Consider the following 12130-nt stretch of genomic DNA (forward strand, 5'->3'; position numbering starts at 1 on the left):
CTCACGGCCCGGACGAACGCCGTACATCACGACACCATCCACCAGCGCATGTCCACCCGCCTGCCCGGCAACGCGATTCCCACGCTCCTGGTGCACTTCACGCAGCGGCGACAGTTCATCAGCGGGCTCACCGACGCCCGTCCCCCACCGGGTAGCACCGCACCGTTCCTCCGACCCCGCCACCAGGAGGCGACCCATGTGGTCATCCCCCTACAGAGCCCTGCGCGGAGCTCTCCCCGGCTTCCCGCGCCGTACCGTCAGAGCCACGCTGGTCCTGGCCGTCACGGCCGGACTCGCCACCGCGGCCCCGGCCGCCGCCACCGGGGCCACGGCGGCCGCCGGCGAGTCCACGACCGCGCCCCTCACCTCGGCCACTGCGGCGGACACCGCCTCCGGCCCGGCGGCCAAGCCGTACATGGGCTGGTCCAGCTGGAGCATGCAGTCCTCCCAGTACCCGGGCCTGAACCCGGACGGCAACTACAGCTACCTCACCGAGGCGAACGTCCTGAAGCAGGCCGACGCCCTCGCCACCACGCTGAAGCCGTACGGCTACGACCACGTCAACATCGACGCCGGCTGGTGGATGGACCGCAACTGGACGACCGAGTTCGACCAGTACGGCCGGCAGACGCCCGACCCGGTCCGATTCCCCCACGGCATGAAGTCGGTCGCCGACCACATCCACTCCAAGGGCCTCAAGGCCGGCATCTACCTCCCCGTCGGCCTGGAGAAGGGTGCGTACGGCGACGGCAAGGTGCCGATATGGAACGCCCCCGGCTGCACCACCGCGGACATCGTCTACCCGGACCTGCGCACCACCAACGGCTGGGACAGCGCCTACAAGCTGAACTTCGACAATGCCTGTGCGCAGAAGTACATCGACTCCCAGGCTCAGATGCTCGCGGACTGGGGGTACGACTTCCTCAAGGTGGACGGGGTGGGACCCGGCTCGTTCAAGTCCGGTGACAACTACAACAACGTGGCGGACGTCGCCGCCTGGCACAAGGCCATCGCCGACACCGGCCGCCCCATCCACCTGGAGCTCTCCTGGTCGCTCGACATCAATCACGCCGCCGACTGGAAGAAGTACTCCAACGGCTGGCGCATCGACACCGACGTCGAGTGCTACTGCAACACCCTGGTCACCTGGGAGAACTCGGTCAACGACCGGTGGAACGACGCTCCGGCGTGGAGCCGCAAGGCAGGCCCCGGCGGCTGGAACGACCTCGACGCGATCGACGTCGGCAACGGGGCGATGGACGGCCTCACCAACGCCGAGCGGCAGAGCTACATGACCCTGTGGGCCATCAACAAGTCGCCGCTGTTCACCGGTGACGACCTCACCCGGCTGGACAGCTACGGCCTCTCCCTGCTGACCAACCAGGAAGTCGTCGGCGTCGACCAGAACGACTCGCCCGTCGCACGTCCCGTCACCCCGATGGGCGACCAGCAGGTCTGGGGGACCCGGAACCCCGACGGCAGCTACACCGTCGCCCTGTTCAACCTCGGCAACTCACCGGCCTCCGTCACCGCCAACTGGGCATCCTTCGGCTTCACCGCCACCGCCTCCGTACGCGACCTGTGGAACCACCAGAACCTCGGCACGTACAAGAACCGGATCACCGCGACGCTGCCCGCACACGGCTCCCGGCTGTTCAACGTCAGGCCCGGCGGCGCTTCGCTCACGACCACCGGTTACGAGGCCGAGTCCGCGAACAACACCCTGACCGGGAACTCCTCCGTCGCCACATGCGGCGCCTGTTCCGGCGGCAAGAAGATCGGCAACCTCTACCTCGACAGCAAGCTGCAGTTCAACGACGTCACGGTGAAGAAGGACGGCATCTACACCATCAAGGTCGCCTACGTCAGCGGCGACCCCCGCTCGGTGACCGTCTACTCCAACAGCGGCAACGGCACCAGCCTGAGGTTCCCCTCCACGGGCGACTGGGGCACGGTCGAAACGGTCAGCGTCCAACTGGCCCTGAAGGCGGGCTCCAACTCCATCACGTTCGACAGCGGCTGGGACTACTCACCTGACATCGACAGGATCGACGTACCCAATTCCGCCTGACCCGTCGCGGGGTCCCGGGTCCGACACGACCCGGGACCCGCGCCCGGGGGCCGTCCCGGCCCCCACGCGGTCCCGCAGGACCCGGCGTGGCAACGCGCCCGCCCTGCTCACCTCCCGCAGCGCCCGGACGTGCCCGCGCCCGGCGCGCTCACGTCACGTAGCTTCCGACGGCCCCGGTCCGTCGTTCCCGCATGCGCCGTTCCCCGGACATGGAGTGCACAACGTGGACACCAAGCACACCGAATCGCGCGACAACCACCCGACCCGCAGGGGATTCCTCGCCCTTGCCACCGCGGCCGGCTCGGCCGCCGCCCTCGGCGGTCTGCCCGCCTTCACCGCCTCGGCGGCCCCGCTCCGCCCCACCTCCTCGCCCCTGCTGTCCGCGGCCGCCGCCGCGAAGAACCAACTGTGGTGGCAGGCTCCGGGTGACTCCAACTCGATGATCCAGCAGGGTCTGCCGGTCGGGAACGGGCGCCTCGGGGCGCTCGCGGGCAACGACCCCTCCAGCGAGTTGCTGACCATCACCGACGCCACCCTGTGGACCGGCGGTCGCAACGACACCCTGCAGAGCGACGGCCAGTTCCCCTACGGCCGGGACGACTTCGGCTCCCTGACCCTGCTGGCCAAGCTCACCGTCGACATCCCGGCGCACGACCTGGGCTCCGTCGCCAACTACCGTCGCACCCTGGATCTGGCCCAGGGCCTCGTCAGCGCGTCGTACGACCTGTCCGGCGTCACCTACCGTCGGCAGATCTTCGCCAGCCGCCCCGACGACGTCATCGTCCTGTACTTCTCCCAGCAGGGCGGCGGCACCTACACCGGTACCGTCTCCCTCGCCGGCACGCACGGCGAGTCCACCACCGCGGGCGGCACGGGCCGCTGCGCCTCGTTCGGCGCCTCGTTCGCCAACGGCCTGAAGTACGGCGCCGCCGTTACCGCGTACAGCGGCACCGGCAAGGTCGCCGTCACGGGTACGGCGATCTCCTTCAGCGGCTGCAAGGATCTCACCGTCGTGGTCAGCGGCGGCACGAACTACGCGCCCGACTCTGCTGCCGGCTTCCGCGACCCGGCCCTGGACCCCGAGCAGCTGGCGCGGACCAAGGTCCTGAACGCGGCCGGCCACTCCGCCACCACACTGCTGAACACCCATGTCGCCGACTTCCGCCCGGTGTTCGAGCAACTGGACGTCGATCTCGGCACGTCGTCCACCGCGCAGCGCAAGCTGGACACCTGGCAACGGGTGCAGGCCCGCTACCGGGACAACGTGCCGGACCCGGAACTGGAGTCCGCCTACCTGCAGTTCGGCCGCTACCTGATGATCTCCGGATCCCGGGGCACGCTGCCGATGGGCCTGCAGGGTCCGTGGCTGGACGGCAACGACCCGGACTGGATGGGCGACTACCACACCGACGTCAACATCCAGATGAACTACTGGATGGCCGACAGGGCGGGCCTGTCCGACTGCTTCGACACGTTCGCGGACTACTGCCTCGCGCAGCTGCCCGACTGGACCGACGTCACCCAGCGGCTGTTCAACACCGAGACCAACAGATACCGCAACTCCAGTGGGCAGGTCGCCGGTTGGGCCGTTGCTTTCTCCACCAACCCTTACGGCGGCAGCGGTTGGTGGTGGCACCCGGGCGCCAACGCCTGGATCTGCCAGAGCCTGTTCGAGCACTACGAGTTCACCCAGGACCGCGCCTACCTCGAGAGGATCTATCCCCTCATCAAGGGCGCCGTTCAGTTCTGGGAGGCCCGCCTCATCACCACGACCGTCACCGACGCCTCCGGAGCCTCGCGCGAGGTCCTCATCGACGACGGCGACTGGTCACCCGAGCAGGGTCCGCAGGACGCCAAGGGCATCACCTACGCCCAGGAACTGGTGTGGAACCTCTTCGGCAACTACCGCACCGCGACCCAGGTACTCGGCAAGGACGCCTCCTACGGCGCGACCGTCGACGGTCTGCGTCAGCGCCTCTACCTGCCCGTGGTCAGCCCCAAAACGGGCTGGCTGGAGGAGTGGATGTCGCCCGACAACCTCGGCGAGACCACCCACCGGCACCTCTCCCCGCTCATCGGTCTCTTCCCCGGCGACCGGATCCGCCCGGACGACTCCACGCCGAAGGACATCCTCGCCGGCGCGACGGCCCTCCTGACGGCCCGCGGCATGGACAGTTACGGCTGGTCCAACGCATGGCGCAGCCTGTGCTGGGCACGGCTGAAGAACGCGGAGAAGGCCTACCGACTCGTCGTCAACAACCTGAAGCCGTCGGCGAACGGCAGCAACGGCTCGGCGCCGAACCTCTTCGACATCATGGACATGGGGGGAGGCCGCGGCATCTTCCAGATCGACGCGAACTTCGGCACCCCCTCCGCGATCATCGAGATGCTGGTCTACTCGCGGCCGGGCCACGTCGAGTTGCTGCCCGCCCTGCCCGCGGCGTGGGCGGCATCCGGCTCGGTGTCCGGCGTCGGTGTCCGCGGCGGCTTCGTCGCCGACCTCAAGTGGAAGAACGGCAAGGTCACGCAGGTGACGCTGAAGAGTGTCGGCGGCCGTGACACGACCGTCCTCGCGGGCGGCGCCTCGCGGAAGATCAGCCTCGAGCCCGGTGAGTCCGTCACGCTGGGCAACCTCGGCTGAGACCGGTTCCCACAAGAAGCAGTTCACGGTGTCCGCGGCGTGCGGCACGTCTTCGCGGGTGCACTTGGGGACGATGCCGCCCGGTGCACCCCGGAGCCCCCGGCCAGAGCCGGTGAGCCGGACCCGCCGCGGACGACGAGCAGAGTGGAGATCGACGATGTCCCCCAACAAGGCAAACGCGGCGGCGTGTCGCCGACCGCGTCGCAGAACCTTGCTGACCCTGGTCGGCGCGCTGACCGGCATGGCCCTGACGGTCGTTCCGTTGAGCACGGCGAGCACGGCGAGCGCCACGACGTCCTCGTCGCAGGGCCAGGCCACCCGGGTCAGCGCCTGGTCGCCCAGCATGACGACCGGCGGCCCGTCCTTCAGCAACCAGACCATACGGATGGTGGTCCACAGCAGCGTCGCGGGCTCGGGCGCACGCATCACCCTGTCCAACCGGTACAGCGGCACCCCGCTCGACGTCGCCGAAGTGGACGTGGCGGTCCAGGCGAACGGTGGCGAGGCGACGCGTGGCACCACGCGGAACGTCACGTTCGGCGCCTCCCGCCGCCTCACGATCCCCGCCGGCGAAGAGGCCGTCAGCGACGTCATACCGATCTCGGTCAGCGCCGGGCAGAACCTGCTCGTCAGCCTCTACGTCCCCGGCACGACGGGCATGTCGACCTGGCACTCCGACGCCTTCGACACCACCTACACAGCCTTCGGCAACCACACCGGTGACGACAGCGCCGCCGCGTTCGGCACCACCACGACCTCGTGGTACTACCTGGCCGGGCTGGACGTCTTGTCGTCGAGCGCCAGGGGCACCGTCGTCGCCTTCGGTGACTCCATCACGGACGGCTACCACTCCTCGACCGGCACCTACACCCGGTGGCCCGACTTCCTCGGACGCCGGCTGGGCGCCGGGCCGGGCCCGCAGAAGCTGAGTGTCGTCGACGCCGGCATCGGCGGCAACCGGGTCCTGACCGACGTCCCGAACCTGTGGCAGGGGGTCAGCGCCCTCAAGCGCTTCAAGCACGACGCCCTCGGCCAGCCAGGCGTCAAGGACGTGATCCTCCTCCAAGGCATCAACGACATCGGAAACAACGCCGGCCCCGACGGCCGGCCGCTGACGGCCCAGGACCTCATCGACGGCTACCGCACCCTGATCGACGAGGCACACGCCGCCCACGTCGACATCATCGGCGCGACTCTGATGCCCGACGAGGGCAACGGCTACTACACGCCCGCCGCCGAGGCGATCCGGCAGAGCGTCAACCAGTGGATCCGCACCAGCGGCGCCTTCGACGGCGTCATCGACTTCGACCGGACCATGCGTGACCCCGCGAACCCGGCCGCCCTCAACCCGGCCTACGACTCGGGCGACCACATCCACCCCAACGACGCGGGCATGAAGGCCATGGCCGACGCGATCGACCTGCGGCTTCTGCGCACCTGACGCACGCAGGCACAGGTCCTTCCAGAGGTGGCGCCCACGAGCCCGTGAACGGCTCGCGGGCGCCACCGTTCCGTTCTTCCGGGCGCTGCCGGCACGCGCCATCGCCGTTGCCCGGCCTCCGGGCCATGTCGCCTCAAAACCCCGCTCGGCGAACAACTCCAGCGCCGTCTTCGGCAGCCGCGCCCGCACTGTGAGATCCCCCTTCGCCACCGTCCGTATGGCCGCATGGTTACCGTGGCCGCGTGGTGGTCCGGCCGCGATCGGGTCCGGTGGCAGCGCTCGTGAAAGGGCCGGACCGTCAGCCTGCCGAGCGGTGAATGCGGGGTGACCCTCAGGCCGGGTTACGGGCGCCCACCGGCAGACGCGGCCTGCCCGGCTGCCTCCCTGGCAGGCGGCTCCGCGGCCCGGGCGAGGTCGCGTTCGAGCGCGTCCAGGGCCTGGCGGGCCGCCGCGATGCGCTCGGCCAGGAGCAGGCTCTGCTCCTCCTGCACCGGCACCAGGTGCGGCCCCTGCGTCGACTCTTCCTGCTTCTCCATCTCCCGGGCCTCGTCGAGGGATGTGATGACCACGCCGATGAGGACGTTGACGAGGACGAAGGAGGCGAGCAGAACGTAGGAGGCGTAGTAGACCAGGCTCCAGCGGGACAGTTCCAGGCCGGCGTGGACCGCGTCTCCGATGCCGTCGAGGGTCATCAAGAGGAAGAGGGTCAGCACGGCACGACCGATGGAGCCGTAGTGCTCGGGATCGTGGTGGCCGAAGAAGACCCAGCCGACCATCGCGTAGACGTACAGCAGCAGCGCGCCGACGAGCAGGAAGCTCAGCGTGCCGGGCAGGCTGCGGCCCACCGCGACCAGCACGATCCGCAACTGAGGGAGGAAACGGGCCGTGCGCAGCACCCTTGCCAGCCGCAACAGCCGCAGCACCGTGGTGTTCTCCCGCACGAAGGGCAGGAACGCGCACAGGACCACAGCGAGATCGAAGAGGTTCCAGGGGTCCTTGAAGAAGTCCCGTGGCCGGTCGGCGTGCGCGGCCAGGCGTACGACGATCTCCACGGTGAACACGGCCAGGCAGCCGTGCTCCGCCAGTCGCAACCAGCGGTGCCATTCCTCGACCAGCCCGGAGTAGGTCTCCAGGCCCAGCAACGCCGCGTTGAGGAGGATGACGACGAAAACCGTCAGGGCGAACCAGCGGGTCTCCGTGAGGTCGCGGCAACGGCGCGCCACTTCCGCACGGACCTGTCGGGGCCCCACGGCAATACTCATCTGGCCTTGCTGCTCCGGCATTTCGCTGCCCTGACTCCTTGTCGCACGACGTGGCCCCCGGCTAACCCGGTTGGAAGGCGGGCTTGTTGGGTGATCACCTTCAGGAGACACTTCTACAGCACTGTAGATTCTCATGCGGAGGGCAGACCTGATGTTCGGCTTGAGCGAGCTGGCCGTGATCCTCGTGGTCGTCATCGTGGTCCTCGGGATCAAGAAGCTGCCCGAGCTGACGCGGTCCGCGGGCAAAGCGGCCCGGATCTTCAAGAGCGAGGCCAAGGCCCTCAAGGAGCAGGACTCATCGGAGGCGGCAGCGGGCTCGGGGCGCGTGGTCTCCGGCAGGGTCATCGATCACGACGAAGCTGCGCCGCGATCCTGAGGGCCCGTGTTGCACAGAACCGCCGGGTGCCCCGTGGGAGTCGGGGCACCCGGCGGAGACGTTGCCCTTATGCCGTCTGGCTCGTCCTGTGCGGCGGATCGATCGTGATCATGGACGCAGGATGAGTGCTGCCGTCGGCTTCGGAGGCGGCAGCGCGCACCCGCTCCGGGAGTTCCTCCGCGAGGCCACCGCGAGGGAGGGGACCTGGTGGGCCCGCCGGTTGGACATCGCCGACCGGTGGCCGGCCGGCTATGGGTTCAGCTCTCGCTGAAGCCCGCCCGCGCCCGGAACCGCCCGACCGGACCGGGGTCGACGAAGCGGCCCTCGTCCACCACGATCCGGCCGCCGCTGACCACGGTGCTGGGCCAGCCGGCGAGCTCCAGGCCGTCGAAGGGGGAGAAGTCCGAGCCCTGGTGCAGCGCGGCGCCGTCCACGCGGCGGGTCTCGGTCGGGTCGAAGAGGACGAGGTCGGCGTCGTACCCGACGGCGATCACGCCCTTGCTCCGCAGGCCGTTGATCCGTGCCGGTGCGGTGGAGAAGAGCTCGACGAAGCGATTCACGCTCAGCCCGCCGCGGGTGACGACCGCCGTGAACGCGGCCGGCATCCGGGTCTCCACGCCGGGGAGACCGTGCGGCATGCGGCGCACGTCGTGGCTGTACTCGCGCTTCTGGGCGAGGTCGTAGCAGGAGTGGTCGGAGGCGAGGGTGTGGACGTTGCCGAGCGCGAGCTCGTCGCTGAGCCGGCGTACCGTCTCCGCCGGCCGCATGGGCGGGCAGCACGCGAACCGTTCCGGCTCGGAGGAGGCGTACACGGAATCGTCCAGCAGCAGGTAGTGGGGGCAGGTCTCCGAGAAGACCTGCACGCCGCGGGCGCGGGCCTCCGCGGCGGCCCGTACGGCGGCCGCCGTGGTCTGGTGCACGAGGTACACCGGCGCACCGGTGTGCTCCGCGACGGCGATCATCTCCCGCACCGACGCGTCCTCGGAGAGCGCCGGCCGGGACCGGGGCAGGTGACCGATTGCGAGGTGGCCCTCGCTCGCGCAGGTCTCGGTCTGGTCCACGACGATCGCGTCGTGCTCGCAGTGGAGGTAGGTGAGCCCGTCCAGGCGCACCATCTCCTTCATCACCCGCAGGATGGTGTCCTCGTCGGCCATCGTCGTGCCGCGGTTGGTGGTGTAGAGCTTCACCGACCGCACCCCGAGCTCGGCCATCTCGTCGAGCTGGGCCGGGACCGTGTCGTCCCACGCCAGCACCGAGCCGTGCAGCGCGACGTCGCAGCGGGCGCCATCGATCAGGCCGAGCTTGTTGCGCAGCGCCGCGATCGGGCTCTCCCCCCGGTCGGCGGGGATGCCGAAGTCGATGATCGTCGTCGTCCCGCCGTGCAGGGCGGCGGTGGTGGCGGTCCGGAATGAGTCCAGCGACTTGTACTCACCGGTGACCTGCTCGACGTGGCAGTGCGCGTCCACGCCGCCCGGGATCACCAGCCGCCCGCTCGCGTCGAACGTCCGCGTCGCCGCGGGGAGCTGTGCCACGTCCTGCGCGAGCAGGGTCGTGATCCGGCCGTCACAGACCCCGATGTGGCCGTGCACGCGGCCGTCGGCGTTGACGATCGTCGCGTTCGTGATGAGCAGGTCCAGGGCCATGCGGTTCTCCAGGATCGGGGTGAGGTCGGGGGGCGGGTGCTCAGTCGCGCTTCTGGGCGGCCTCGAGCGCCGCGGCGAGCGCCGGCGACAGCCCACGGTGGGCCTTGGCCGGCGGGCCGGCGTACGAGCCTGCTCGGGCGGGGCCCGGCGCGAGCCGCACCAGCGCCTCGGCCTGGGCGATACCGGCGGCGACGCCGTCGACGACCGGCACCGGGATCTGATCGGCGACTTCCCGGGCGAGGCCGGCCAGCGGCGCGCCGGCGAGGATGACGACGTCGGCGCCGTCCTCGGTCACGACCTGGTTGGCCAGGCGCACCAGCTCGGGCCCGAAGTCGTCCTGGACGGTGCCGATGCCGCGGAGCGGGTCCCGCAGCGAGCGGATCGACGCGAGCCGCCCGAGCAGGCCGTTGCGCTCCACGCAGTCGCGGTACCACGGGGTGATCCGCTCGGAGATCGCGACGATGGACATCCGCGCGCCGAGCAGGGACGCGGTGGCGAGCGCGGCCTCGGTGATCCCGACGACAGGTACGTCGACCAGTTCCTTGAGGGCGGGCAGGCCCGGGTCCCCGAAGGCCGCCACGACGACGGCGTCGGCAGTGGTGTCGGCCTGGGCGATCAGCTCGGCCACGGCGGGCCCGGCGAGCAGCGATTCGAGCCGGGTCTCGATGTAGGCGACGCCGCTCTCGGCGGTCCGCATCACGATCTCGGTGCCGGGGCTCGCCGCGCGCCTGGCCTCGGCCGCGATCAGGTCGGACACCGACGTGCTGATGTTGGGGTTGACGACCAGCAGTCGCAGGTCGGCGTCGGCCGGCGTCCTGACCGGGCCGGGGGCGGGCGCGGGCCCGTGTTCCTCGTACTGGTCGAGGGTGCTGTGCCGGCTCGCGTCGACGTGGGCGGCGGCCAGGGCGGCCGCCCGGTCGGCGTCGCCGTCCGAGATCGCCTCGATGAGCGCCTCGTGCTCGGCGAGCTGGCGACCGTAGTCGTGGTTGATGCCGATCATGACCCGGAGCCGGCCGTCGACGGGCTGCAGCGCGGTCCCGAGATAGGGGTTGCCCGCCATCTCGACGACCTGGCTGTGGAACTGCGTGTTCACCGCGACGATCTCGCGATGGTCGCCGCCCTCCACCGCGGCTCGCATCCGCTCGAGCAGGCGGTGGAGGGAGCGCACCTCTCCGGGGGTCGCCCGTGCCGCGGCGAGCCGGAAGGCCATCGCCTCCAGCGACTCCCGCAGGTTGTACAGGTGCTCCAGGTCGGTACGGCTGAGGCTGGCGACGACGACGCCCCGGCGCGGAACGGTGACCACGAGCCCCTCCGACTCCAGCATGCGGAGCGCCTCGCGCACGGGGATCCGCGAGGTGCCGTACTCGTCGGCGAGCCGCTGCTCCACGAGCCGCGCGCCAGCCGGGTAGCGGCCGTCGGAGATCCGGCTCCGGATCTCGTCGCGGACCTGGTCGCGCAGCGTGGACTCACTGCCCGTCACGCGGTCGGTCTGGTTCATCGTCCCGTCCTCTCAACTCGGGCCACGGCGGCCGCCCGCGCCACAGTGTGCGCCTCCACCGCGGCCGCCACGCGGAGGGTCGTCGCATCCGCCCCGTGCCGGGCGGCGATCTGCAGCCCCACGGGCTCGTCGCCCAGCTCGCACGGCACGCTGACCGCAGGATGGCCGGTCAGGTTGAAGGGCATCGTCAGCCGGCAGTAGCGCGGCAGGTCGGCCTCCGGCCGCATCGTCGCCAGCGGCACCGCACCGAGCGCCAGCGTCGGCGAGACCAGCACGTCGAGCCGCTCCGTCTCCAGCGCGGCGTCGACGGCACGTAGTACGTCGTCGCGCACGCGGTGGGCGCGGGCGACCTCGGCCTCGGTGATTCGCTCGGCCTGCGCGAGGAACCCCTGCACGCCCGGGGAGTAGCCCGCGCGGACATCGGCGGGCACGTCGCGGTGGTGCGCGGCGGCCCCCGACGCACCGATGGTGCCGTGAGCCTCGGCCGCCTGCTCCAGCTCGGGGATCTCCAGCCACACGACCTCGGCGCCGTCGGCCGCGAGCAGGTCGAGACTGCGGCGCACCGCGGCGTCGACCGCCGGCTCGAGGTCGCGGAAGAAGTAGCCGGCGCAGCCGACCCGCAGCCCGGTGACGCCCTCGTCCGTCCGCACCGGGCCGAGATCGGTGAGCGCGGCGAGGAGGAGCGCGGAGTCCGCGACGGTCGTGGTGATCCAGCCGACGTGGTCGTTCGACGTCGTTGCGGGCACAACCCCGGCGGTGTCGACAAGGCCGTGTGTCGGCTTGAGCCCGACCAGGCCGTGCAGCGCGGCCGGCTTGCGGATCGAGCCGCCGCCGTCGGTGCCGATCGCGGCCAGGCTCGACCCGACGGCCACCGAGACCGCACCGCCGATCGTGGACCCCCCGGCGTACTTGGTGGGATCGAGCGGGTGCCGCGTCGGCGGCTCGTCGAGCCCGTAGCCGAACTCGTGCGTGTGCTGCTTGCCGACGACGATGCCGCCCGCCGCGCGGAGCCGGCGTACGACGGCCGCGTCGTCGATCGGGTACGACCGCGCCCAGCTGTGCGAGCCCGCGCGCGTCGGGAGGCCGGCGGTCGCGATGAGGTCCTTGACCCCGATCGGGAGCCCGTGCAGCGGGCCGCGCTCCTCCGCAGGCGTCGCGTCGGGGGGGCGGGGGGGGGGCCGCGCGGGGCGGGGGGGAT

Annotated in this window: 9 protein-coding genes; 5 read left to right on the forward strand and 4 right to left on the reverse strand. The window is 70.8% G+C overall.

Annotated elements, in window-relative coordinates; translation table 11 throughout:
• Nucleotides 1-196 precede the first annotated feature (196 nt).
• The 3 genes from ACWD5D_RS32100 (at nt 197) to ACWD5D_RS32110 (ending at nt 6153) form a co-directional block, all read left to right on the forward strand.
• Nucleotides 197-2071 carry an alpha-galactosidase D gene (locus tag ACWD5D_RS32100; RefSeq protein WP_451376287.1) on the forward strand — a complete coding sequence of 625 codons (1875 nt, stop codon included), beginning with the start codon at nt 197-199 and terminating at the stop codon, nt 2069-2071.
• Between the two features lie 223 nt (nt 2072-2294).
• Nucleotides 2295-4712 carry a glycosyl hydrolase family 95 catalytic domain-containing protein gene (locus ACWD5D_RS32105; protein ID WP_451376288.1) on the forward strand — a complete coding sequence of 806 codons (2418 nt, stop codon included), beginning with the start codon at nt 2295-2297 and terminating at the stop codon, nt 4710-4712.
• 157 nt (nt 4713-4869) lie between these two features.
• The gene (locus tag ACWD5D_RS32110) at nt 4870-6153 is read left to right on the forward strand and encodes an SGNH/GDSL hydrolase family protein (protein WP_451376289.1); all 1284 of its coding nucleotides are present in this window, start codon (nt 4870-4872) and stop codon (nt 6151-6153) included.
• Nucleotides 6154-6494: 341 nt separating this feature from the next.
• Here the strand turns inward: ACWD5D_RS32110 and ACWD5D_RS32115 are convergent, their stop codons facing one another.
• Nucleotides 6495-7415, reverse strand: coding sequence for an ion transporter (locus ACWD5D_RS32115; protein ID WP_451376299.1), 921 nt, complete (start codon nt 7413-7415; stop codon nt 6495-6497).
• 151 nt (nt 7416-7566) lie between these two features.
• Here ACWD5D_RS32115 and ACWD5D_RS32120 point away from each other — a divergent pair, with 151 nt between their 5' ends.
• Both ACWD5D_RS32120 and ACWD5D_RS32125 read left to right on the forward strand, forming a co-directional pair.
• Nucleotides 7567-7791: a twin-arginine translocase TatA/TatE family subunit gene (locus ACWD5D_RS32120; RefSeq protein WP_451376300.1), complete on the forward strand. Its 225-nt coding sequence runs from the start codon at nt 7567-7569 to the stop codon at nt 7789-7791.
• Between the two features lie 121 nt (nt 7792-7912).
• Nucleotides 7913-8062, forward strand: coding sequence for a hypothetical protein (locus ACWD5D_RS32125; protein WP_451376290.1), 150 nt, complete (start codon nt 7913-7915; stop codon nt 8060-8062).
• Here ACWD5D_RS32125 and ACWD5D_RS32130 read toward each other — a convergent pair.
• The 3 genes from ACWD5D_RS32130 to ACWD5D_RS32140 all read right to left on the reverse strand — a co-directional run.
• Nucleotides 8049-9434 (reverse strand): amidohydrolase family protein, encoded by a 1386-nt coding sequence (locus ACWD5D_RS32130; RefSeq protein WP_451376291.1) that lies wholly within the window; start codon nt 9432-9434, stop codon nt 8049-8051. The genes ACWD5D_RS32125 and ACWD5D_RS32130 overlap by 14 nt on opposite strands.
• Before the next feature lie 40 nt (nt 9435-9474).
• Nucleotides 9475-10932 carry an aspartate/glutamate racemase family protein gene (locus ACWD5D_RS32135; RefSeq protein ID WP_451376292.1) on the reverse strand — a complete coding sequence of 486 codons (1458 nt, stop codon included), beginning with the start codon at nt 10930-10932 and terminating at the stop codon, nt 9475-9477.
• A partial coding sequence (locus ACWD5D_RS32140; protein WP_451376293.1) for an amidase occupies nt 10929-12130 on the reverse strand: 1202 nt, incomplete at its 5' end. The genes ACWD5D_RS32135 and ACWD5D_RS32140, both read right to left, overlap by 4 nt.

The organism is Streptomyces sp. NPDC002520 (assembly GCF_053595235.1).

Coding starts and splice junctions, on each gene's coding strand:
- ACWD5D_RS32120 (WP_451376300.1), top strand. CDS start 7,567: ATGTTCGGCTTGAGCGAGCTGGCCGTGATCCTCGTGGTCGTCATCGTG.
- ACWD5D_RS32115 (WP_451376299.1), bottom strand. CDS start 7,415: ATGAGTATTGCCGTGGGGCCCCGACAGGTCCGTGCGGAAGTGGCGCGC.
- ACWD5D_RS32100 (WP_451376287.1), top strand. CDS start 197: ATGTGGTCATCCCCCTACAGAGCCCTGCGCGGAGCTCTCCCCGGCTTC.
- ACWD5D_RS32125 (WP_451376290.1), top strand. CDS start 7,913: ATGAGTGCTGCCGTCGGCTTCGGAGGCGGCAGCGCGCACCCGCTCCGG.
- ACWD5D_RS32130 (WP_451376291.1), bottom strand. CDS start 9,434: ATGGCCCTGGACCTGCTCATCACGAACGCGACGATCGTCAACGCCGAC.
- ACWD5D_RS32135 (WP_451376292.1), bottom strand. CDS start 10,932: ATGAACCAGACCGACCGCGTGACGGGCAGTGAGTCCACGCTGCGCGAC.
- ACWD5D_RS32110 (WP_451376289.1), top strand. CDS start 4,870: ATGTCCCCCAACAAGGCAAACGCGGCGGCGTGTCGCCGACCGCGTCGC.